General features: G+C 74.4%; 19 protein-coding genes. 8 read left to right on the forward strand and 11 right to left on the reverse strand.

What is annotated here, in order from left to right; translation table 11 throughout:
• Window positions 1-207 precede the first annotated feature (207 nt).
• On the forward strand, window positions 208-1,497 hold the full coding sequence (locus EV386_RS15340) for an ABC transporter substrate-binding protein (protein WP_130416194.1): 1,290 nt from the start codon (window positions 208-210) through the stop codon (window positions 1,495-1,497).
• An 80-nt stretch (window positions 1,498-1,577) separates the two neighbouring features.
• Here the strand turns inward: EV386_RS15340 and EV386_RS15345 are convergent, their stop codons facing one another.
• Genes EV386_RS15345 through EV386_RS15360 form a run of 4 tightly spaced genes read right to left on the reverse strand, consistent with a single transcriptional unit; the run spans window position 1,578 to window position 5,727 of the window.
• Window positions 1,578-2,378 carry an ABC transporter ATP-binding protein gene (locus EV386_RS15345; RefSeq protein ID WP_130416195.1) on the reverse strand — a complete coding sequence of 267 codons (801 nt, stop codon included), beginning with the start codon at window positions 2,376-2,378 and terminating at the stop codon, window positions 1,578-1,580.
• Window positions 2,375-3,265, reverse strand: coding sequence for an ABC transporter ATP-binding protein (locus EV386_RS15350; RefSeq protein ID WP_130416196.1), 891 nt, complete (start codon window positions 3,263-3,265; stop codon window positions 2,375-2,377). The genes EV386_RS15345 and EV386_RS15350 overlap by 4 nt, the downstream gene beginning before the upstream one ends.
• Window positions 3,255-4,241 (reverse strand): branched-chain amino acid ABC transporter permease, encoded by a 987-nt coding sequence (locus EV386_RS15355; protein WP_130416197.1) that lies wholly within the window; start codon window positions 4,239-4,241, stop codon window positions 3,255-3,257. Before EV386_RS15355 ends, EV386_RS15350 begins: the two co-directional genes overlap by 11 nt.
• Before the next feature lie 13 nt (window positions 4,242-4,254).
• Entirely contained in the window at window positions 4,255-5,727 is a 1,473-nt protein-coding gene (locus EV386_RS15360; RefSeq protein WP_130416198.1) for a branched-chain amino acid ABC transporter permease, read from the reverse strand.
• A 253-nt stretch (window positions 5,728-5,980) separates the two neighbouring features.
• Here EV386_RS15360 and EV386_RS15365 point away from each other — a divergent pair, with 253 nt between their 5' ends.
• The gene (locus EV386_RS15365; RefSeq protein WP_130416199.1) at window positions 5,981-8,206 is read left to right on the forward strand and encodes a S9 family peptidase; all 2,226 of its coding nucleotides are present in this window, start codon (window positions 5,981-5,983) and stop codon (window positions 8,204-8,206) included.
• 4 nt (window positions 8,207-8,210) lie between these two features.
• Here the strand turns inward: EV386_RS15365 and EV386_RS15370 are convergent, their stop codons facing one another.
• The 4 genes from EV386_RS15370 to EV386_RS15385 all read right to left on the reverse strand — a co-directional run bounded on the left by EV386_RS15370 (window position 8,211) and on the right by EV386_RS15385 (window position 11,922).
• Window positions 8,211-9,038, reverse strand: a complete 828-nt coding sequence (locus EV386_RS15370; protein WP_130416200.1) for a CHAD domain-containing protein — start codon at window positions 9,036-9,038, stop codon at window positions 8,211-8,213.
• Window positions 9,039-9,122: 84 nt separating this feature from the next.
• Window positions 9,123-10,178: a glycoside hydrolase family 3 N-terminal domain-containing protein gene (locus tag EV386_RS15375; RefSeq protein WP_242607994.1), complete on the reverse strand. Its 1,056-nt coding sequence runs from the start codon at window positions 10,176-10,178 to the stop codon at window positions 9,123-9,125.
• 173 nt (window positions 10,179-10,351) lie between these two features.
• Entirely contained in the window at window positions 10,352-10,786 is a 435-nt protein-coding gene (locus EV386_RS15380; protein ID WP_130416202.1) for an SRPBCC family protein, read from the reverse strand.
• A gap of 17 nt (window positions 10,787-10,803) precedes the next feature.
• Window positions 10,804-11,922, reverse strand: a complete 1,119-nt coding sequence (locus EV386_RS15385) for a threonine aldolase family protein (protein WP_423218981.1) — start codon at window positions 11,920-11,922, stop codon at window positions 10,804-10,806.
• 103 nt (window positions 11,923-12,025) lie between these two features.
• On the opposite strand from EV386_RS15385, the gene EV386_RS15390 reads away from it, so the two are divergent.
• A complete protein-coding gene (locus EV386_RS15390) occupies window positions 12,026-12,490 on the forward strand; it encodes a VanZ family protein (RefSeq protein ID WP_130416204.1) in 465 nt (154 codons plus the stop codon).
• A gap of 24 nt (window positions 12,491-12,514) precedes the next feature.
• Here the strand turns inward: EV386_RS15390 and EV386_RS15395 are convergent, their stop codons facing one another.
• Window positions 12,515-13,174 carry a histidine phosphatase family protein gene (locus EV386_RS15395; protein ID WP_130416205.1) on the reverse strand — a complete coding sequence of 220 codons (660 nt, stop codon included), beginning with the start codon at window positions 13,172-13,174 and terminating at the stop codon, window positions 12,515-12,517.
• Window positions 13,175-13,291: 117 nt separating this feature from the next.
• On the opposite strand from EV386_RS15395, the gene EV386_RS15400 reads away from it, so the two are divergent.
• Window positions 13,292-16,909 (forward strand): TM0106 family RecB-like putative nuclease, encoded by a 3,618-nt coding sequence (locus EV386_RS15400; RefSeq protein WP_130416206.1) that lies wholly within the window; start codon window positions 13,292-13,294, stop codon window positions 16,907-16,909.
• A gap of 7 nt (window positions 16,910-16,916) precedes the next feature.
• On the opposite strand, the gene EV386_RS15405 is transcribed toward EV386_RS15400, so the two are convergent.
• Both EV386_RS15405 and EV386_RS15410 read right to left on the reverse strand, forming a co-directional pair.
• Window positions 16,917-17,315: a YchJ family protein gene (locus EV386_RS15405; RefSeq protein ID WP_207216548.1), complete on the reverse strand. Its 399-nt coding sequence runs from the start codon at window positions 17,313-17,315 to the stop codon at window positions 16,917-16,919.
• A complete protein-coding gene (locus EV386_RS15410) occupies window positions 17,312-18,586 on the reverse strand; it encodes an MFS transporter (protein ID WP_242607995.1) in 1,275 nt (424 codons plus the stop codon). The genes EV386_RS15405 and EV386_RS15410 overlap by 4 nt, the downstream gene beginning before the upstream one ends.
• Before the next feature lie 265 nt (window positions 18,587-18,851).
• On the opposite strand from EV386_RS15410, the gene EV386_RS15415 reads away from it, so the two are divergent.
• From EV386_RS15415 to EV386_RS15430, 4 genes are all read left to right on the forward strand, one after another.
• Window positions 18,852-19,727 carry an alpha/beta fold hydrolase gene (locus EV386_RS15415; protein ID WP_130416207.1) on the forward strand — a complete coding sequence of 292 codons (876 nt, stop codon included), beginning with the start codon at window positions 18,852-18,854 and terminating at the stop codon, window positions 19,725-19,727.
• A gap of 195 nt (window positions 19,728-19,922) precedes the next feature.
• On the forward strand, window positions 19,923-20,798 hold the full coding sequence (locus EV386_RS18870) for a C40 family peptidase (RefSeq protein WP_278025450.1): 876 nt from the start codon (window positions 19,923-19,925) through the stop codon (window positions 20,796-20,798).
• A 65-nt stretch (window positions 20,799-20,863) separates the two neighbouring features.
• Window positions 20,864-22,558, forward strand: a complete 1,695-nt coding sequence (locus EV386_RS15425; protein ID WP_130416208.1) for an FAD-dependent oxidoreductase — start codon at window positions 20,864-20,866, stop codon at window positions 22,556-22,558.
• Window positions 22,555-22,827, forward strand: coding sequence for a metal-sensitive transcriptional regulator (locus EV386_RS15430; protein ID WP_130416209.1), 273 nt, complete (start codon window positions 22,555-22,557; stop codon window positions 22,825-22,827). Before EV386_RS15425 ends, EV386_RS15430 begins: the two co-directional genes overlap by 4 nt.
• Window positions 22,828-22,830: the final 3 nt, after the last annotated feature.

Raw genomic sequence — 22,830 nt, forward strand, 5'->3', positions numbered from 1 at the left:
GCAACGAAGCAGAACGCTACGCGACGGGTCCCGGCCGCGCTACCCCCTTCTCCGGCTGTGCTCCCTGTTTGCGCCCGGTTCGATGGTCACGGTCTTGTCACGATGCCCCGCCTGTGACGTGAGCGACACCCGTACGTCACACTTTCTCGCTATCTTCGCCGCCACTACATGCCGTATTCGGCGTAGGTGAACAACCGGAGGAACCACATGATCCGACGAATCACGGCCGCGAAGGGCGTCGCCCTCGCCACGGTCCTCGGCCTCGGCCTCGCGGCGTGCGCCAGCTCCAGCGAGGGCTCGCCGTCCGAGGAGGGCTCGGCGAACGGCGCCAGCGCCGACCCGCTCAAGATCGGCACCATCCTGCCGGTCACGGGCACCCTCTCCTTCCTCGGCCCGCCCGAGATCGCCGGCGTCGGACTGGCGGTCGCCGACATCAACGAGGCCGGCGGCGTGCTCGGCAACACGGTCAGCGTCGAGGCGGGCGACTCGGGCGACACCACCGACCTGTCGGTCGCCCGTGGCACCGCGACCGACCTCATCGGCAAGGGCGTCTCGGCCGTGATCGGCGCGGCGTCGTCGGGCGTCTCGCTCGCCGTCGTCGACCAGTTCGCCGAGGCGGGCGTCATGGAGGTCTCCCCGGCCAACACCGCGACCGACCTGTCGGGCTACGGCGAGTACTTCGCCCGCACGGCCCCGCCGGACACCGTCCAGGGCGCCGCGCTCGGCGCGCAGATCCTCGACGACGGGCACACCAAGGTCGGGTTCCTCGTGCAGAACGAGGCCTACGGCAACGGCCTGCGCGACAACATCGAGAAGACCATCGAGGCCGGCGGCGCCGAGGCGGTCTACGGCGCCCAGGGCGCCGGCGAGGAGTTCGCCCCCGGTGAGACGAACTTCGGCGCCCAGGTGACCGCGCTGCTCGCGCAGAAGCCCGACGCCATCGCCATCGTCGCGTTCGAGGAGACCGTCGCGATCATCAACGAGCTCGCGGCCCAGGGCTGGAGCTTCAACGGCTCGACCTACTTCGTCGACGGCAACCTGTCCAACTACGGCGACCAGTTCGACCCGGGCACGCTGGAGGGTGTGCAGGGCACGCTGCCGGGCGCACAGTCGGGCGACGACTTCCGCAACCGGCTCAAGGAGTGGTCGACGGCCAACGACAACGGCGAGCTCAACGACTTCTCGTACGCGGCCGAGTCCTACGACGCCACGATCCTCGTCGCCCTCGCCGCGGTGCGTGGCGGCGCGACCGACGGCGAGACGATCTCCAAGAACATCCGTGCGGTCTCGGGCTCCGAGGACGGCGCGGTCGAGGTCACCTCGTTCGCCGACGGCGTCAAGGCGCTCGAGGACGGCAAGGAGATCGCCTACAAGGGCCAGTCCGGCATCGGCCCGCTCGACGAGAACAACGACCCGTCGTCGGCGTTCATCGGCATCTACAAGTACGGGGCCGACAACAACTACACCTATGTGAAGTCGGTCGAGGGCAAGCCCTGACCTGACACAGACTGCGGCCCGGCCCCCTCAATGGCGAGGGCGCCGGGCCGCATCATGCGCGGGGCCTTGCGGGGCTCGGGCTACGGCGTGGCGCTCTCGGCGAGGGTGCCGAGGTAGAGGGAGACCACCTTGGGGTCGGCCTGGAGCTGCCTGCCGGTGCCCGTGTAGGCGTCCTTGCCCTGGTCGAGCACGTACGCGCGGTCGCAGATCTGCAGGCAGCGGCGGGCGTTCTGCTCGACCATGATCACCGAGACGCCCGACTTGTTGATCATGCGCGTGCGCAGGAACGTCTCGTCCTGCCGCACGGGCGACAGGCCCGCCGACGGCTCGTCGAGCAGCAGCACCGACGGGTTCATCATGAGCGCGCGGGCCATCGCGACCATCTGCCGCTCCCCGCCCGACATCGCCCCGGCCCGCTGCGCGCGCCGGTCGTAGAGCGTGGGGAACAGGTCGGCGATGAACGCCCACCGCTCCGCGAACGCCCGAGGGCGCAGGAACACGCCCATGCGCATGTTCTCCTCGACCGAGAGCGAGGGGAACACGTTGTTGGTCTGCGGCACGAACCCGACGCCGCGGGCCACGAGGCGGTTGGCGCGCAGCCCCGTGATGTCCTGTCCGCCGAGCGTCACGCGGCCCGAGCGCACCGGCACCAGGCCGAAGAGGGCCTTGAGCAGCGTCGACTTGCCGGCGCCGTTGGGGCCGATGATGCCCACGAGCTCGCCCTTGCCGACCTCGATCGAGCACCCGTTGAGGATGTTCACCCCGGGCAGGTAGCCCGCCACGATCTCCTCGGCGCGCAACAGCGCCTCGCGGCCGCCCGACGGCGGGGCGCTCGCGGCCTCGATCGGGTCGGCCACGGGGGCGGGGGTCGTGTCCGTCATCGCTTCTCCTCCTCGCTCTCGAGCCGGGCGAGCATCGCCGGGTCGAGCAGGGCGTCGTCTCCCAGGTCGGTGTCGTGGTGCGCGCCCAGGTAGGCGTCCACGACGGCGGGGTCGCTCATGACGCTTGACGGCGGCCCCTCGGCCACCACGCGGCCCTCGGCCATGACCACGACCCAGTCGGAGATGTGCCGCACGGCGTGCATGTCGTGCTCGACGAACAGCACCGTCATGCCCTCGTCGCGCAGCGCCTGCACGTGCCCCAGCAGCGACTGCACCAGGGCCGGGTTCACCCCGGCCATGGGCTCGTCGAGCATGATCATGGTCGGGTCGGTCATCAGGGCCCGGGCCATCTCCAACAGCTTGCGCTGGCCGCCCGACAGCGAGCCCGCGTAGTCGTCGCGCTTGGCGTCGAGCTTGAACCGCTCCAGGATCTCGAGCGCCTTGGCCTCGGCGGCCCGCTCGTGGGCGCGCCAGGTGAACGGCAGCCACGACAGCCAGAACCGCTCGCCGGGGTGGTGCGGCGTGGCCAGCAGCATGTTCTGCAGCACCGTCAGGCGAGACAGGGCCTTGGTGAGCTGGAAGGTGCGCACCATGCCGGCGCGGGCCACGCTCGCCCCCGACTTGCCCGCGATGGGCCGCCCGTCGAAGGACCACGTGCCCTGCCCGGGCTGGTCGAACCCGGTGAGCAGGTTGAACAGCGTCGTCTTGCCGGCCCCGTTGGGTCCGATGAGCGCCGTGATGACGCCGCGCTGCACCTCCAGGTGGTCGACGTCGACGGCGGTCATGCCGCCGAAGCGGCGCTGGACGCCGTCGACCACGAGGATCGGGTCGGGCTTGGGCGAGCCGACGACAGGCTCGGCGAGCGTCGCGGTGGTCTCAGTGGCCATGGAACGACAACTCCTTCTTGTTCCCGAGGATGCCCTGCGGGCGGAAGATCACCAGCAGCATGAGCGTGACGCCCACGAGCATTCCGCCGATCTGCTCGACCTGGGTGGCGCCGAGCGCCGAGCTCAGCCCGGTCCGCATGCCGGTGCGCAGCAGCATGTAGACGAAGAAGAACAGCATCGAGCCGAGCACCGGGCCGAACAGGGTCGCGGCGCCGCCCAGCAGCAGCACGGTCCACGTGAAGAACGTCATGGTGCGGCCCATGGCGTCGGGCGTGATCGCCGAGGGCAGCACGTACAGCACGCCGCCCAGCGCGCCGAGCACCCCGCCCAGCACCAGGGCCTGCATCTTCATGGCGTACACGTTCTTGCCGAGGGCGCGCACGGCGTCCTCGTCCTCGCGGATGCCCTTGAGCACGCGCCCCCACGGGCTGCGCGTGGCCAGGTAGACGAACAGCAGCGCGGCGGCGACCAGCGCCCAGGCGAACAGCCGGGTCCACCACGAGTCCGACCCGTTGTTGATGTACTCCAGCGGCCCGATGGCGGTGCGTCCCTCGGGCAGGAACGACAGCGCCTGGAACGTCTCCTTGTAGGACTTGCCGAGCAGGCCCGAGGCGCCGCCCGTCCACTCTTGGAAGGCGGTCGAGCGGCCCAGCCAGCGCACGATCTCGGCGGCCGAGATGGTCACGATGGCCAGGTAGTCGCCGCGCAGCTTGAGCGTGGGGATGCCCAGGATCAGTGCGAACACCGTGCCCGCCGCGATGGCGATGAGTATCGCCAGGACGAACGGGGCCCCCGCGATGGTGGCGATGCCGAACCCGTAGGCGCCTACCAGCATGAAGCCCGCCTGGCCCATGTTGAGCAGTCCGGTGTACCCGAAGTGCAGGTTGAGGCCGATCGCGGCGAGGGCGTAGGCCGCCGTCGTCGGGGCCACGAGCTCGGCCAGGGCCTGGGTGAGGATGCGAGTCAGCTCATCCATGTCCGTACTCCTTTCAGCCGATCCGCTCGCGGCGGCCGAGGATGCCCTGCGGCCGGACCAGGAGCACGAGGATGAGGATCACGAGCGCCGACGCGTAGCGCAGGTCGCTCGGAATGACGAGGTTGGACAGCTCGACGACCAGCCCGATGAGGATCGAGCCGACCAGGGCGCCGAACGCCGTGCCGAGCCCGCCGAGGGTCACCGCCGCGAACATCAGCAGCAGGAGCTGCAGGCCGAGCGACCAGTTGAACGAGCCGAACGAGATCGCCACGAGGATGCCTGACAGCCCGGCGAACGTCGTCGCCATGACCCACACGACCCGGATGATCGTGTTGGGGTTGATGCCTGTGGCCGCCGCGAGCGCCGGGTTGTCGGACACGGCGCGCGTGGCCCGGCCGATGCGGGTGCGCGTCAGCCACCACGCGATGCCCGCGATGCAGACGGCGGCGATGGCCATCGAGATCCACGACGAGCGGGAGAGGGTGATGCCCGCGAGGTGCACGGGCTGCGGGTTGCCCGAGATGACGCGCAGCGACCGCCCGCCGATGAGCATCTGGATGAGGAACTGCAGTGCGATCGACAGGCCGATCGTGACGATCATGGCCTGCATGACCGGGGTGCCGCGCTTGCGCAGCGGCCGCCAGATCGCCGCGTCCTGCAGCCAGCCGGTCGCGCCGCACAGCACGAGCGTGACGGGCAGTGCGATCCAGACCGCCAGCCCCCAGGAGTGGATGGCGAGGAAGGCGACCGCGGCGCCGAGCGTGACCTGCTCGCCGTGTGCGAAGTTCGACAGGCCCGTGGTGCCGAACACGAGGTTGAGGCCGATCGAGGCGAGCGCCAGCAGGAGCCCGAACCGTAGGCCCGAGCCGACCTGCTGCCACACCTGGCCGAGCGTGAGGTCGCGCGTCGAGGCGTCGCCCTCGGGCGTCTGGCCCACGCTCTCGTCTGCGCCGCTGCCGCCGGCGTTGTCGCCGGTGGCGCTCGTGGTGGTGTCCGACGGCGTGGCGGTCTGCTCGGGGGCCTGCGCTCCCTCGCCGACGCGGAAGGCGGCGCGGGCGGTGGAGCCGACCTGACCGGTGACGGTCGCCGACGACGGCGCCCCTGCGGGCAGTTGCTTGTCGGCCGGCAGCGTCGCCGGGTCGAGTGTGACGGTGTACTCGCCTGGCCCGGGCGCCTCGACCGAGGTGACGGCGTCTGCGGAGGTGACGACGTCGACGCTGAAGCCGTCACCGCTGATGGTCGCGCGCACGTCGGGGATGCGGTTGTTGTCGGCGTCGAGCACGAGCACCGCGACGCACGCGACGGCGTCGGGCGTGCAGTTGGCGTCGCCGGGGGCGGCGGCGGCGGGCGACGCGAACGCCAGCGGCGCGGCCGCGAGGGCCAGCGTGGCCAGGCGGCGCCAGCCGCGGCGCGGGCGCGCGGGTGTCTGCTCGTGCGGTCGGGGAGCGTCGTGGGCGCTCCCCGGGATCGGTCGGTCCGTCGTCATCGGCCCTCCGTGGTCGGAACTGAGCGGGTCGTGGCCCCGCTGGTCGTCCGGGGCCACCCACCGACCTATGAAGCAAAACTGAATAGGCCATGCAGGACAACCGGTTGGACGTGGCCGCGAGTGTAGTTGCCTCGTGTGACCAAAAGAACACGATCTGATCACATGCGTGGGTCACAGTCCGGTCACAGAGCGGGTCCGGCCGACGTGAGGCGCGGCCCTGCGCGTCGCCGACGCCGACGCGTAGCCTGACCGCGTGCCAGAGCCCGAACCCGCCGCAGACGCCGTCGCGCCCGTCGCGGCCCGCCGCCCGATCACCCGCACCCACCACGGCGACGTCGTCACCGACGACTACGAGTGGCTGCGCGACGCCGACGATCCCGCCGTCGTCGCGCACCTGGAGGCCGAGGACGCGTGGACGCGGGCACGCACCGCACACCTGCGGCCGCTGCGCGAGCGGCTGTTCGCCGAGATCAAGGGCCGCACGCTCGAGACCGACCTGTCGGCGCCCGTGCGGCTCGGCGCGTCCTGGTACTACACGCGCACCGTCGAGGGGCAGGCCTACGCGGTGCACGCGCGCGTGCCGGTGAGCGGGACGGCGGGCGGCGCCGCGGGATGGGAGCCGCCCACGCTCGAACCCGGCGTCGCGCCCGAGGGGGAGCAGGTGCTGCTCGACGAGAACGCGCTCGCACAGGGCCATGACTTCTTCGCGCTCGGCGGCGCCGAGGTCAGCGCCGACGAGCGCCTGCTCGCCTACCAGGTCGACACCCAGGGCGACGAGCGCTACACGCTGCGGCTGCGGGACCTGGCGACCGGCGTCGACCTGCCCGACGAGATCGAGCAGACCTCGCCCGGCGTCGCCCTCACCCCCGACGGCGCGCACGTCTTCTACACGACGGTCGACGACGCGTGGCGGCCCTCGCGCGTGTGGCGGCACCGGATCGGCGGCCCCGTCGCGGACGACGTCCTGGTGGCCGACGAGCCCGACGAACGGTTCTGGGTCGGGGTGGGGCTCTCGCGCTCGCGGCGGTTCGTGCAGATCGAGCTCGCCTCCAAGCTCACGAGCGAGGTGCGCCTGACGCCCGCCGACGAGGCGACGACGCCCCCGTTCGTCGTCTGGCCCCGACGCGAGGGCGTCGAGTACACGGTCGAGGACGCCGCGGGGCACCTGCTGGTGCTGCACAACGACGGCGCGCAGGACTTCGAGCTCGCCGCCGTCGAGCTCGGGCCACGCGAGGGATGGGAGCGGCCCGGGGCGTTCGCGCCCGAGCGCTCGTTCGTCGTCGTGCCGCACGAGTCGGGGACGCGGCTGGAGGCCGTGGACGCGTTCGCGCGGCACGCTGTGCTGAGCTACCGGCGTGAGGCGACGGCGCGCGTCGCCGTCGCCGACCTGGAGGCGCTGCTCGCGGCGGGGCGCGCAGGCAAGGCGGGTCAATGGCGCGAGGTCAGCACGGGGCAGGCGCTGGAGACCGTGGCGCTCGACGCCTCGCCGCTGCCCGACCAGCCGACCGTGCGCGTCGTCGTCGAGTCGTTCACGACGCCGCGCGCCGTCTACGACCACGTGCTCGCCACCGGCGAGATGCTGCTGCGCAAGCGCCAGCCCGTGCTCGGCGGCTACGACCCGGACGACTACGCCCAACGCCGCGAGTGGGCGATCGCGCCCGACGGCGCCCGCGTCCCCGTGTCACTCGTGTGGCGGCGCGACGCCGTCGACGTCGACGGCGCCCCGCAAGCCCCGGCGCCGCTGCTGCTGTACGGGTACGGGGCCTACGAGTACTCGCTCGACCCGTGGTTCTCCGTGCCGCGGCTCTCACTGCTCGACCGTGGGGTCGTGTTCGCCGTCGCGCACGTGCGCGGGGGCGGCGAGCTCGGCCGGCGCTGGTACGACGAGGGCAAGCTGCTCGCCAAGCGCCACACCTTCACCGACTTCATCGCCGTCGCGCGGCGCCTGGTCGAGGTGGGCTGGACGACCCCCGACCGCATGGCCGGCGAGGGCGGCAGCGCGGGCGGGCTGCTCATCGGCGCCGTCGTGAACCTCGCCCCCGAGCTGTTCGCGGGCGTGCACGCGGCCGTGCCCTTCGTCGACCCGCTGACCTCGATCCTCGACCCCTCGCTGCCGCTGACCGTGACCGAGTGGGAGGAGTGGGGCGACCCGCTGCACGACCCCGAGGCGTACGCCTACATCCGCGGGTACGCGCCGTACGAGAACGTGCCGCCCGGACCCGACGGCGCCGCGCACTACCCGCGCATCCTGGCGACGACGTCGCTGCACGACACGCGCGTGCTGTTCGTCGAGCCGGCCAAGTGGGTCGCACGGCTGCGCGCCGCAGGCGCCCCCGCGCTGCTGCGCGTCGAGATGGCGGCCGGGCACGGCGGCGTCTCGGGCCGCTACGCGCGCTGGGAGCAGATCGCGGAGGAGAACGCCTGGCTGCTGGACGTGCTGGGAGCCGCCGACCTCGACCCGCACGACGCGCGGCCGTAGCGGATCACAGCAGCACGACCGTGGCCAGCGACAGCGTCGCGCGGTCGAGCTCGGTGGCCGCGAGCGCGTCGTACGGCGCCGGGTCCTCGCCCGCGGCCACCGCGTCCGCACGCAGCGGGGCCAGCGCCCGCCGCAGCACGACGCCGTCGTGCTGTTGGCCCAGCACCTCCTGCACGTGCTCGAACCGGCGGGCCGCCTCCTGCGCGTCGCGCGCGACGCCGCCCTTGCCGCGCCCGACCACCTCGGCCGCGTAGCGGGCGCGTCGGGCCGCACGCCGCACCGCGTGCAGCGCGTCGTCGAGCGCGGCCGGCTCGGCCCGCGTCGCCGCGCGCACCCGCCGGGTGACGCGCCGCGCCGCGCGCCGCGCGCCCCGCGGCGCCTCGGCACGCCAGGGCTCACGCGCCTTGGCGGTCAGCGGTGGACGCGCGGCGAGCTCGTCGAGGTCGGCGCGCAGCCGCGCGTGCTCGGGCGTGGCCAGCCGCCCGACGGCGGCCGCGCGCGCCAGGGTCAGGCGCGGCCCCAACGCGGCGTGCGCGCGGCGGCGCACGGCGGCGTCGTCGACCGTGTCGAGCCGGGCCAGCAACACCTCGAGATCGCGGGGCTCACCCAGCGCGCGGCCCAGCGCGCGCAGACGCTCGTTCAAGTCACGGGCGTGGGCGGCGTCGACCATGCGCGGGAACTCGGTGAGCCCAGCGCGCAGGCGCCGGATGGCGACGCGCGCGTCGTGCACCCCCTCCGGACCGTCCGCGACGACGTCGTCCAGGGCGGTGGCGAGCGCGGCGACCTGGACCCGCAGGTGCTCGGTGAGCAGGGCGCCAGCGGTGGTTCCCATCCCCCGTCGTACCACGTCAGGGGCGTGACGGCATCCGGCGGGTGCGACGGCGCGCGCAGCGAAGCCGTGGCGCGAGCGGCGCCGTCAGCCTCTGGCGGCGGCCACGCGGGCGGCCGCGGCGTCGACCTTGGCGGCGAACGCCGGGTCCGAGCGCGCCCGGTCGACCAGGGCGTCGAGCATGGCGTCGGCGGCCGACGGGTCGGCGCTGGCGAGCACGAGGTCGCAGCCCGCGTCGACGGCCGCCACCGCGCGCTCGCCGGGCGACCACGCCTGGACCTGGCGGGCGGCCGAGACGTCGTCCGTGACCACCACGCCGTCGAACCCGAGGCGCTCGCGCACCAGCGAGACCACGGCGGGGGAGAACGCCGCGGGCAGCGCCGGGTCGATCTGGGCGTAGATCGCCGTCGAGACCATGACCCACGGGCGTGGGCCGGCGCTCGCCGACGTGCGGGCGAGCAGGTCGACGAACACGCCGACCGAGGCGTCGTGCGACGTCGTGACCGAGTCCGTCACGCCCGCGGTCGTGTCGGTGTTCGCCGTGACGCGGCCCAGGCCCGGGAAGTGCTTGAGCGTCGGGATCACTCCGGCCGCGCGCAGACCCTGGGCGAACGCGCTCGCCCCGGCCACGACGTCGGGCGCGGTGAACCCGTAGTTGCGCTCGAAGTGCCCGATCGGGGCGTTGGCGTCGGCGAGGTCGGGCGGCACCAGGTCGGCGACGGGCGCGAGGTCGACGTCGACCCCGGCCGCCGCGAGCTCGCGGCCCCAGGTCGTCGCCTGGGCCTCGAGGCCGGGCAGCGTGACCTGCGCCGTCGCGGGCGGGATGTCCGAGAAGCCGGGGCCCTGGAGCACCCGGACCGACCCGCCCTCCTGGTCGGTGGCCACGAGCAGGGGCACGGGGTCGGGGCTCAGCGCCCGGTAGGCGTCGGCCAGCGCCCGCACGTGCGCGGTGTCGGCGTGTGAGCGGCCGGACAGGAAGACGCCGCCCACGTGCCGGTCGGCGACCAGACGCTCGGTCACGTCGCGTGAGCCCGCGACCGGCAGGCCCACCATGACGAGCTGGCCGACCTTCTGCTCTAGCGTCCACCCCGCGAGGGGGTCGCCGGTGGGTGAGGCGCTGGGCGGCGTCGGGCTGGGGGGCACGGGCGTCGTCGTCGGGCTGGGCGAGGGTGAGGGCGACGGCGGTGGCGGCGATGTCGAGGTCGGTGAGGGGGAGGGTGTCGCGGGTGAGGCCCCGCCGACGCACGCGGTCAGCAGCGTGAGGGTGAGGCCCAGTACGGCGGCCGTCGCCGCCGTGCGGGGCCCGCCCCGGGCCATCAGTGGCGGTGCGCTCCGTCGCTGTGCGCGAGCGAGCACAGGGCGTGGCTCCAGTGCTCCTGGCTGGCCCGGGCGTGCTCGGCCGAGTCGATGTTCTGCTGCACCACGGTGATCCGGGTGCCGCCGTCGGCGGGCTCGAGAGCGATCCGGATGTCGTGGTAGTTCTCGGGCACGTCGTCCAGGCCCGACAGGGGCGCGAAGTGCGTGAAGTGCATGAGCCGCGGGCGCTCGAACGCGAGCACCGTGCCGTGGTCCTCGAACTGGCGGCCGAAGAAGTGCCCCTCGAACGTGATCGGGCTGCCCACCTGGAAGTCCGACTCGATGTTGGCGCCCAACATCCAACGGGCGCCCGGGTGCATCAACTCGGCCCAGACCCGCTCGGGCGGTTGGGTGACGAACGTCGAGGCGGACGCGGTGTGGCGTTCGGTGCTCATAGAGCGAACCTAACGCGTCACAGCGACTGCGCCAGCGCCGCGAGGAATCCCGCCACGTCGCTGTCGCTGGTTGCCCAGCCACACATCCACCGCGCCTCGACGCGCTCGGGGCTCTCCCCGTCGGCCCAGTTGTAGAACAGCGTCCGGGCCCGCAGGCGGTCGGCGGCGTCGCGGGGGAGCGTGGCGAAGACGGCGTTGGCCTGCGTGGGGCGCGTGAGTCGCACGACGTCGCCGCCCAGGGCCTCGACGCCGGCGCGCAGACGCGCCGCGGCGGCGTTGGCGGCGGCCGCGTTGCGCCACCACAGCGGCGCGGTGGTTGAGCCTGTCGAGACCACCGGGGTTCCCGGCTCGCCCAGCAGGGCGAGCAGCTGCGCGCTGACGTACCGCGTCTTGGAGGCGAGCTGCATGGTCGACTTGCGCAGGTACGGCACGGCCGCAGCCGCCGCCCGGCGCGCGGCCGCGGCGCCCGGGGTCGGGGCGTCGTCGGGCCCCAGCACCACGACGGCCTCGCCCAGCAGGCCGCCGTTCTTCGCCGCGCCCAGCGAGACGATGTCGACGCCGACGTCGGTGGTCAGCTCCCGCAGGCCCACTCCCAGGAACGCGGCGGCGTTGGCCAGCCGCGACCCGTCGACGTGCACCGCGAGCCCCATCGCGTGCGCCGCCTCGACGAGCGCGCGCAGGTCCTGCGTGCGGTAGACGGTGCCGAGCTCGGTGGACTGCGTGAGCGTCAGCACGGCGGGCTGCGCGCGGTGCACGTCGCCGAGCTCGCCCGCCCACGCCTCGATGTCGCCGACTGTGAGGCGCCCGTGCGCCGTCGGGCGCGTGAGCACCTTGAGGCCGCCGACGCGCTCGGGGGCGCCGCCCTCGTCGGTGTTGAGGTGCGCGACGTCGGAGGCGACGACTCCGGCCCAGCGCGACGTCGTCGCCATGAGCGCGACGACGTTGGCGCCCGTGCCGTTGAGCACCGGGAACGCCGCGGCCCCGGCGCCGAACACCTCGCGCACGCGCTCGGCGAGGCGGGCCGTCCAGGGGTCCGCGCCGTAGGCGACGGCGTACCCCTCGTTGGCCTGCGCGATCGCGGCGAGCACCTCGGGGTGCGTGGGGGCGTAGTTGTCGGAGGCGAACGGCGGCAGCACGCGGTCAGCGTAGGTCGTGGGGGCGGGTGAGGGCAGCGCCGCGGCGACGTTCGATCACCAGCCGCTCGCCTGCGGCCGGGGCGCGTGCCCGTAGGGTGGGCGGATGCGCTGGCTGCGAGGGCTGTTCGTCGTCTACCTGGCGGCCGTGTTGACCCTGACCATGTGGCCGCAGCTTGAGGACACGTCGGTGCCCGGATGGGCCGACGCCACCATCGAGGCGCTGGCCCGGGTCGGGATTCACGTCGACGTGACGTTCCTGGAGGCGGCGTCGAACCTGGTGATGTTCCTGCCGTTCGGCGTGCTGGGCCTGGTGCTCGTGGCCCACGCGCGGCGCTCGTGGGGCGCCGGGACGCTCGTGCTCGCCGTGGCCGGGGCGGGGTTCGCGTTGTCGACGCTCATCGAGACGACGCAGCTCGCCATCCCGGGTCGCGTGAGCACGCTGCAGGACGTGGCGCTCAACACCGGTGGCGCGCTGGTGGGGGCGGCCGCCGCTGAGGCCGTCCGCTCGGCACTTCGTCGTCGGGTCGTGCCCCCGAGCGGACGACCCGACGACGAAGTGCCGACGTGAGCGGGCTGTGACGCGAGAGTCTGGTCAGCGGGGCGCGGCGGTCGGGGCCGCCATGGGGGTGGGAGCAGGGCGGGCGCCGAGCGGTCCTTGCCCGGCGACGTCGAGGCCCGCCTCGACCACCTGAGCGACGCCGTCGGCGAGGCGCACCGTGGAGACCGAGGCGTTGGGCAGCGGGACCAGCGGGCCCGGCCGCACCGTCCACAGGTAGGCCCCCAGGGTGAGCCCGTGCCCGACGACGAGCACGTCGCCCTCAGGGTGCTCGTCGGCGATGCGCTCGAACACCCCCGCGACGCGCCCCATGAACGCGGCGCCCGACTCGCCCTTCGGCAGCCCGGGGTGGCGGCCCGAGAGCACGGCCGGAACCAGGTCGGCCCACGGCTCGACGGCCTCGAGCTCGCGTTCGGGGCGGCGCTCGAACACCCCGAAGTCATACTCGCGCAGGTCGGCGTCGACCCGCAGGCGCAGGTGCTCGTGGTGCCGCAGGATCTCGACCGCCGTGGCCACCGCGCGGCCCGACGGCGAGGAGTACACGGCGGTGAAGTCCGACGCCGCGAGGTGGTGCGCCGTCGACCGCACGCCCGCGCGGCCGGTGCGTGTCAGTGGCGAGTTGGAGGATCCCTGCAAGATCGAGCGGGCGTTGAACTGTGTCTGCCCGTGTCGCACGAGCGTGAGGGTGAGGGTCATCGTGGTCCCTTTCGTTGTCCGTCCCCCAGACAGTACTCACGCCACGGTGGCCGCGGGGAGACCGGAGGGTGACCTCCACGCGAACACTCGTGTGGTGACGGGGCGAGGGGGTGGAGCGTGTACCTGATCGGTGACGACCTGGTGCTGTCGGCGAGCGACCTGACAGCCGCAGCGACCTGCGAGCTCGCGTTCCTGCGCTCGCTCGACGCGCGGCTCGGCCGCATCCCGGACCCGCCCGCAGCGGACGATCCGATGCTCGCGCGCACCGCGTCGCTCGGGCAGCGGCACGAGCTGCGTGTGCTGCGCGAGTACGAGGAACGGTTCGGGTCCGCGCGCCCGGCGAACGAGGGCGGCGGCGGCGTCGTCGTGGTCGACCGGCCCGCGCTGCGTGACCCCGACGCCGTCGGCGCGGCGCTCGCGGCCACGCGCGCGGCGTTCGACGCGGGCGCCGACGTCGTCTTCCAGGCGATGTTCGCCGAGCCGCCCGCCACGGGTCCCGACGGTGGCGCGCGCCCGGGCTTCGTCGGGTTCGCCGACTTCGTGGTGCGCGAGCCCGACGGGCGCTACCGCGTGCAGGACACCAAGCTCGCGCGGCACGCGCGCGTCACCGCGCTGCTGCAACTGGCCGCCTACGCCGGGCGGCTGCGCGCGCTGGGCGTGCCGGTCGCCGACGAGGTCGACCTGGTGCTCGGCGACGGCGCGCGCAGCACGCACCGGCTCGCCGACGTCGAGCCGGTCTACCGGCTGCGGCGCGCGCACCTCGAACGCCTCGTCGCCGACCACCTCGCCGACCCCGGTCCCGCCGCGTGGGGCGACGCGCGCTGGTCGGTGTGCGGGCGGTGCGCGGTGTGCGACGCCGAGGCGACCGCCCACCGCGACGTCCTGCTCGTGGCGGGACTGCGGGCCAGCCAGCGGGCGCGGCTCGCCGCGGTGGGCGTCACAACCATCGACGGGCTCGCGGCGTCGTCGGGCGCGGTCGAGGGCATCGGCCAGGCGACGCTCGACACGCTGCGCGAGCAGGCGGCGCTGCAGATCGAGTCGGAGGCGGGCGGGGCGGCGCGCGCGCCCGTGGTGCGCGTCGTCGACCCGCAGGGGCTCGCCGTGATCCCCGAGCCCGATGAGGGCGACGTGTTCTTCGACTTCGAGGGCGACCCGCTGCACACCGAGGGCGACGGCACGCGGTGGGGGCTCGACTACCTCTTCGGGCTCGTGGAGGCGGACGGGACGTTCCGGGCCTGGTGGGCGCACTCGTTCGACGAGGAGCGGCGCGCGCTGCTCGGATTCCTCGACTACCTGCGCGAGCGCCGCCTGCGGCACCCGGGCCTGCACGTCTACCACTACGCCTCCTACGAGCGCACGCACCTGCTGGCGCTCGCGGCCCGGCACGGCGTCGGCGAGCAGGAGGTCGACCAGATCCTGCGCGAGCACGTGCTGGTGGACCTCTATCCGGTGGTGCGCCGGTCGGTGCGCGTGGGCAGCCGGTCCTACTCGATCAAGAAGCTTGAGCCGTTGTACATGGGCGACGACCTGCGCTCGGGCGACGTGCAGACCGCCACCGCCTCGATCGATGAGTACGCCGCGGCGCGTGACGCGCTCGCGCGCGGCGACGAGGAGCGGGCCCGCGCGCTGCTCGACGCCATCGCCGACTACAACGCCTACGACTGCCGCTCGACGCTCGCGCTGCGCGACTGGCTCCTGGGGCTCGCGCGCGAGCGCGGCGTGACCCCGGCGCCCGTGGCCGAGCCGGCGCCCGGGCCCGAGGTCGAGGCCTCGCCGCTCGCGGCCCGGCTCGCGGCGCTCGCGGGCGACCCGCTCGACGCCGACCGCACCGCGGACCAGCGCGCGCTCGGGCTCGCCGCCGCCGCGATCGACTACCACCGGCGTGAGCAGAAGTCGTTCTGGTGGGGGCACTACTCGCGGCTCGTCGAGCCGCTCGCGGACTGGGCCGCCACGCGCGACGTGCTGCGCGTCGAGGGCGTGCGCGTGGTGCGCGACTGGTACCGCGAGGGCCGCCAGCGCACCGACCGGCGGCTGCTCGAACTGCGCGGCGAGTGGGCGCCCGGCTCACGCCCGACCGCAGGCGGCCAGGCCTACCTGCTCTACGAGCACCCCGGCCCGTACCCGAACCCGGCGGCCGACCCTGGCGCGCGCTCGGCGCGGACCGTGCGCGTGGTCGAGGCGCTCGACGACGGCGCGGTGCTGGTCGAGGAGACGCTGCCGGCCGGGGTCGAGTCGCATGCGATGGTGCCCAGCGCGCTCACGCCGGGGCCGCCGCCGAGCGCGGGGTCCCAGGTGGGCGCCATCGAGGAGTGGGCCCAGCGCCTGATCGACCCCGCGGTGGTTGAGCCTGCGGTGGTTGAGCCTGTCGAAACCACCCGGACCGACCGTGGAGTGGTTTCGACAGGCTCAACCACCGCGGGAGATCACCCCGGGTGGCCGCGTGACGCGGTGGTCGACGTGCTGCGGCGCGTCCCGCCGCGCACGCGTTCGGGCGCCCTGGCGCCCGTCGTGGTCGGTCCGGACGGCGAGGGCGACACCCTGAGCGCGGTCGTGGCGAGTGTCGCCGACCTCGACCACTCCTACCTCGCGGTTCAGGGGCCGCCCGGCACCGGCAAGACCTACCTGGCCGCGCGCGTCATCCGCGCGCTCGTGGAGCGGCGGGGGTGGCGCGTCGGCGTCGTCGCGCAGTCGCACGCCGTGGTCGAGAACGTGCTGGACGGCGTGGTGCGAGCAGGGCTCGACCCCGATCTGGTGGGCAAGGAGCCCGCCGACGCCGAGGCCGAGCACGCCTTCACCGCCGTGCCCCGCGCGCAGTACGCGGCGTTCGCCGCCGAGCGTGCGAGCAGGGGGTGCGTGCTGGGCGGCACGGCGTGGGACTTCTCGAACGTCGACCGGGTGGAGCGGCGCTCGCTCGACCTGCTCGTGGTCGACGAGGCGGGTCAGTACTCGCTGGCCACGACCATCGCGGCGAGCGTCGCCGCGCGCAACCTGCTGCTGCTCGGTGACCCGCAACAGCTCCCGCAGGTCTCACAGGGCACGCACCCCGAGCCGGTGGACACCTCGGCGCTGGGCTGGGTCACCGACGGGCACGACGTGCTGCCGCCCGAGCTCGGCTACTTCTTGGCCGCGAGCCGGCGGATGCACCCGCAGGTCTCGCGGCCGGTGTCCGAGCTGTCGTACGAGGGCCAGTTGCACTCACACCCGACGGCGTCGCTGCGCGATCTCGACGGTGTCTCACCGGGGCTACACCTGCGGCCCGTGCGGCACACGGGGCGGTCGACCGAGTCCCCCGAGGAGGCCGCCGAGGTCGTCGCGATCGTCCGCTCGCTCGTCGGCAGGAGCTGGCGCGCGGGGCCGGGCGGCGCGGGTCCCGACAGCGCTGCGCGCGCGCTCACCGCGGCGGACGTCGTCGTGGTGACGCCCTACAACGCGCAGGTGCAGTGCGTGCGCGCCGCGCTCGACGCCGCCGGGCTGGGCGAGGCGAGGGTGGGGACCGTCGACAAGTTCCAGGGGCAGGAGGCCGCGGTCGCGATCGTGACGCTCGCGGCGTCGGACGCGGGCGAGGCGCCGCGCGGCATGGAGTTCCTGCTGATGAAGAACCGCCTCAACGTGGCGATCTCACGCGCGCAGTGGGCCGCGTGGCTGGTGTGGAGCCCCGCGCTGCTCGACCACCTGCCCTCCACACCGGCCGCGCTGGCGCAGCTCAGCGCGTTCGCGCGCCTCGTGGACGCGTAGCGGGCGCTCAGGGCAGCAGGTCGCCGTCGACGTAGAGCCAGTGGCCGTGCTCACGGATGAAGCGGCTGACCTCGTGCAGGCGGCCGCGCTCACCGGTGGCCGCGTGGCGCCACGCGGCCGCGAACTCGACCTCGCCCGCGTCGTCGAACGGTCCGCCCGCGCGCGTGGCGAGGATGTCGAGGCGGCGCCAGACGACGTCGTCGTCGAGGTCGAGCGTGGCCGGGCGCGTGCTCGGGTGCCAGGAGGCGCGCAGCCAGGCGTCGTCGCCCGCGGCGAAGGCGCTGTAGCGCGAGCGCATGAGCGCCTCGGCGGTGGCGGCGGGGCGCTGCCCGCGGTGGACGGGCGCGCAGCACTCACCGAAGGCGAGGCCCGACAGGCAGGGGCAGCGGGCGCCGTCGTCGATCATGCGGATCCTTCGGGGGCGGGCGGGGAGGTGGGCTGCGGGGAGGCGAGGGCCGCGTCGACCTCGTGGCGGTGGACCGGCAGCGGCGGGTTGAGGCGGTTCTCGGCGAGCGCGACCACCAGGGCGAGCAGCACCAGCACGGCGCCGACGGCCGGGACCGCGCGCACCCCGACCGTCGCGGTCAGCGCCGCGCCGAGCGCCGAGCCCGAGGCGATGCCGAGGTTGAAGGTGGCCGAGGACACCGCGACGGCCATGTCGGTCGAGCCGGGCGCCACGAGCATCACGCGGTGCGAGAGCGCGGGCGGCACGGTCGCGAACGCGCCGCCGAACAGGATGAGCCCCACGATGGCGAACATATGGTTCGGGCTCAACGCCCACAGCAGCACCTGGGCGACCGCGACGATCGCGATCGCCGTGATGAGCGAGCCCGACGAGTGCCGGTCGAGCACGCGTCCGACGACGAGCGCGCCGATCACACCGGCCCCGCCCTGGATCGCCAGCAGCCACGGCATGTCGGATCGCGCGTACCCGGCGACGTCCTGAAGGAGCTGGGTCACGAACGTGATGAGCCCGAACGACCCGGTGACGACGAGAGCCGTGGTGACCAGTTGGAAGCCGAGCCGGCGCCGGCTCGGGAACGGGGCGCGTGAGGCGCCGCCCTCGGACGGCTTGACGGTCGGGAACAGCACGATCACGAGGACGAAGATGACCAGCGAGAGCGCCGCGACGGCCCAGAACGCGGCCCGCCACGTGGTGTGCTCGCCCAGCCAGGTGCCCGCGGGGATGCCGAGCACGGGGGCGAGCGAGTTGCCGAGGGCGAGGCGGGCCATGACCCGGCCGCGCACGCGCGGTGGGAACAGGCCCACGGTGCCGGGGATGACCGCGACCCAGAACAGGGCCTGGGCCAGCGCGGTGACCAGGCGCGCGGCGAAGAGCGACTCGTAGGTGTCGGCGAGGCCCGCCCACAGCGTCGTCACGGCGGCGAGCCCGACGGTCGCCGACAGCACCCAGCGCCGGGGCACACGCTTGGTCCAGAGCGCGAGCGGCACCGTGGCGACCAGGACCACGAGCGCGTAGCCCGTCACCAGCAGGCCGATGCGCGACGTCGTCGTCTCCAGGTCGGGCGCCATGAGCGTGAGCAGGCCGCTCGGCAGGCCCTCGACCAGCACGAACAGGAATGTCGAGACGGCCATCGCGACGAGGATCACGGTCGCGCGGCGCGGGTCGACGATCCCGGGGCGGCCGGGCGTGGGCGCGTGCTGTGAGGGGGTCACTGTCACGAGGGTGCCTTCCGGCGTCGGACGGCGCCCGCGGGGGGCGCGGGCGGGGGTGGGAGCCCGCGGACGCGAACCGGGGTCGAATCGATTCTACGGAGTTGCGGCGGCCCGCGTGAGCACGAGGTGACGCGCGGTTGGCCCCTCTGCGTCCCGCGGGCCGCTCGACCTGCGCGCCGGGGCGCCCGAGGCGACGATGAGTTCGGCGCCGTCGCGACGTCTGCTCCACCACCCAGCCCAGCCATACCCAGCGAAGGAGCCCGCAGTGCCCGCCACGAAGACCGCGACCCTCTCCGTCCCCGGAGCCGTGCTCACCTATGACGTCCACGACCCGTCCGAGCCCTCGGAGTCCTCGACCGCGCGACCGCTGTTCATCATCGGCAGCCCGATGGGCGCCGCGGGGTTCGCGACGCTCGTGAGCCACTTCCCCGACCGCACCGTGGTGGCCTACGACCCGCCCGGAGCGGACCGCAGCACGCTCACGGGCGCGGGTCCCCACCCCGACCCCGCCACGCGCGGCGCGGCGCTGCATGCGATCGCCGAGGCCGTCGGGCTCGGGCCGTACGACCTGTTCGCCAGCAGCGGCGGCGCCGTCGACGGCCTGGCGTGGATCCAGCAGTTCCCGCATGACCTGGTGCGCGCGGTGCTGCACGAGCCGCCGCTCGCGGCCGTGCTGCCCGACGGCGACGTGGTGGCCGCCGCGATGGACGACGTGCACCTGACCTACGAGTCGCACGGCTTCGGCGCGGGGATGGCCAAGTTCATCGTGCTCGTCTCCACCGAGGGCGAGCTCGCGACACAGTTCCTCGACCAGCCCGCGCCCGACCCCGCGCAGTTCGGGCTGCCCACGGCCGACGACGGCGTGCGCGGCGACGCGCTGCTCGGCGTCAACATGCGCACCATGCAGCACTGGACTCCTGCGATCGCCGCGGTGGCGGCGTCCACGACCCACGTCATCCCGGCCTTCGGCGCCGAGTCGGGCGAGACGATGGCGGCGCGCGCCGCCCGCGCGCTGGCGGGCGAGCTCGACATCGAGGCGGTCGCGCTTCCCGGGGACCACGCGGCGTTCCTGGGCGGCGAGTACGGCCAGACGGGCAAGCCCGAGGAGTTCGCGGCGGCGCTGCGCGACATCCTGGTCTGAGCCCGGGCCGCGAGCCCGCCCGCCGCGGTACCTCCCCGGGGTAGGGGCAGTCGATCCTCGACCGGAGGCCGAGCGGGACGCGCCAGCAAGTCGCGCGCGACCCACCCCCGGCGCCTACCGTCGTGGCCACTCGAATGGCGTGCGCCCGCGCGCCGCCCGCCGCCCCCTCCCCGACCTGCGGCCCTGAGGAACTTCGTGAACTCTCGCACCCACGCGCGACACCGCGCCGAGCGCGCGACGCTGTCGACCCTGACCGGCGCCATCAAGGCCGTGGCCGGCGACGCCAAGGGCGCTGGTCGCAGCGCCGTCGTCGTCGCCACCGCTGGCGGCATCGCGATGTCGGCGATGGCCCCCGCGGTCGCCGAGCCGCTGCCCGCCTCGGCCGACGAGACGGGCGAGATGGTGTTCTTGGCGCCCGTGTCGTCGGCTGACGACTCCGCGGTGGTGCTCGCCGACGCCGTCGCCGACCGGGTGCCCGCCGCACGCCGGACGGTCGTCCAGGGCGGCGAGGGGGACGAGACTCGGGCGCGAGTCGAGAAGCTGAGCTACCAGGCGCGCCACGCCCTGGCCGTGACGCCCGCGGTCACGGTGGCGCAGGAGGCGCGCATCGACGTCGAGCGTGTGAGCGACGACGGCGTGGTCCAGACCGTCGACGTGACGCCCGCCCCGCCGCCCCGGCCCGTCGCGCCGGTGTCGCGGACGCCGGCTGCCTCGCGCAGCGCGGACCGCGGCGGCTGGGGCGCGGCGGCGTCGATCGCCCAGCGGTACACCGGCATCCCCTACGTGTGGGGTGGGTCCACCCCGGCGGGGTTCGACTGCTCGGGTCTGGTCGCCTACGTCTTCGGCCAGCTCGGCGTGAGCCTGCCGCACCAGTCCTCGGCGATCCGCAACTCGGCGCGCACCCAGCATGTCGCGCGGGCGCAGGCGCTGCCGGGGGACATCATCTGGTCGCCCGGTCACGTGACGATCTACATCGGCGGGGGCCGGCAGGTCGAGGCGGTGCGGCCCGGAGTCGCCTCGCGCGTCTCCCAGATCTGGCAGTCGAACCCGCACTTCCTGCGCGTCGTGTGAGGCGCGGCCGCGCCGACGTGGTGGTCGCGGCCGGAGCATAAACCCCCGGGGGTATGCTCCGAGTCATGAAGATCGTCATCGTGGGCGGGGTCGCCGCCGGAATGAGCGCCGCTGCGCGAGCCCGGCGCCTCGACGAGTCCGCCGAGATCGTCGTCCTCGAACGCGGTGAGCACGTGTCCTTCGCGGGCTGCGGTCTGCCCTACCACGTGGGCGGCGAGATCGGCTCGGCCGACGCCCTGCTCGTCCAGACCCCCGCCTCGCTCCAGGCCGCGCTGCGCCTGGACGTGCGCACGCGGCACAACGTCGTCGGCCTCGACGCCGACGCGCGCACCGTGCGGGTGCGCACCCCGGACGGGGAGCAGGCCATCGGCTACGACGCGCTCGTGCTGGCGCCCGGCGCGCAGGCCGTGCTCGGCTTCGACTCGCCGCGCGTGCGCACGCTGCGCACCGTGCCCGACGCCGTCACGATCCGCGGCTGGGTCGACGCCGGGGCCCGCCGCGCCGTGGTGCTGGGCGCGGGCTTCATCGGGCTGGAGGCCGCCGAGCAGCTCGCCGCCGCGGGCGTCGCGGTCGACCTGGTCGAGCGGGCGGACCACGTGCTGCCCCCGCTGGAGCCCGAGCTCGCGATCCTGGTGCGCGAGGAGCTGACCCGCCTGGGCGTCACGGTCCACGAGTCCACGTCCGCCACCGCCGTCACGCCCGCCGAGTCGGGCGCGGACCGCGACGTCGTCGTCCTGTCCGACGGCGCCCGCCTGGAGGCCGACCTCGTCGTCCTGTCGGTCGGGGTGCGCCCCGACACCGCCGTCTTCGCGGCGGCGGGGGTGGCGACCGAGCGCGGCGCGATCGTCGTCGACGAGCACGGCCACACCAACCTGCCGCACGTGTGGGCGGCGGGCGACGCCATCGTGTCGACCGACGCCGTCACCGGCGCGCGGCGCCCCGTGCCCTTGGCCGGGCCCGCCAACCGCGCCGGGCGCCTGGTGGCCGACGCGATCCTGCGCCCCGAGACCGCCAGGCCCATCCCCGCGGCGGTCGGCACCGCCGTCGTGCGCGTGGGCCGCCTGGCCGCGGGCCTGACGGGCGCGAACCGCGAGTCGCTCGTACGGGCCGGGATCAGCCACCACACGCTGCACCTGCACCCCACCCAGCACGCGGGCTGGTTCCCGGGCGCGACCCAGGTCCACCTGGTCGTCCACGTCGGCCAGGACGGGCGGCTGCTCGGCGGGCAGGCCGTCGGCGCCGACGGCGTCGACAAGCGCCTCGACGTGCTCGCCACCGCCATCCGCGCCGGGCTGGGCGCCGAGGACCTCATCGACCTCGACCTCGCCTACGCCCCGCCGTTCGGGGCCGCCAAGGACCCGATCAACCTCGCCGGCATGGTCGCGGGGAACGTGCTCGACGGCACGCTGCGCCTGTGGCACGCGGCCGACCTCGACGAGGTGATGGCGTCGGCGCTGGTCCTGGACGTGCGCTCGCGGCAGGAGTTCGCCACGGGGAGCATCCCCGGCTCGCTCAACATCCCGCACACCGAACTGCGCGAGCGGCTGGAGGAGGTGCGCGAGGCCGCCGCCGGGCGGCCGGTGCGCGTGACCTGCCAGTCGGGGGTGCGCGCGCACATCGCGCACCGTGTGCTCACCCACGCAGGGTTCGACTCCGCGTCGTTGTCCGGCGGGATGCTCACGCTGCGCGCGGCGCTCGGCTCACCCGCGGCCGACCGGCTCACCCGTGCCGACGCGCCCGCGAAGGAGCCGGTCCGATGACCCCCGACGCCCAGGCCCACAAGCGGATCGTCAACCGGCTGCGCCGCGCGCGCGGCCAGCTCGACGCCGTGATCGCGGCCGTCGAGGGCGGCGGCTCGTGCAAGGACGTCGTCACGCAGCTCGCCGCGGTGTCCAGCGCGCTCGACCGCGCGGGCTTCACGATCGTCTCGACGGCGATGCGTGACTGCCTCGCCGACCCCGAGGGCGCCGCGCAGGCCGAGGGGCTGAGCCCCGAGGAGCTGGAGCGGCTCTTCCTCATGCTCGCCTGAGCC

It is taken from the genome of Xylanimonas ulmi (assembly GCF_004216535.1).
Taxonomy (GTDB): Bacteria; Actinomycetota; Actinomycetes; order Actinomycetales; family Cellulomonadaceae; genus Xylanimonas; species Xylanimonas ulmi.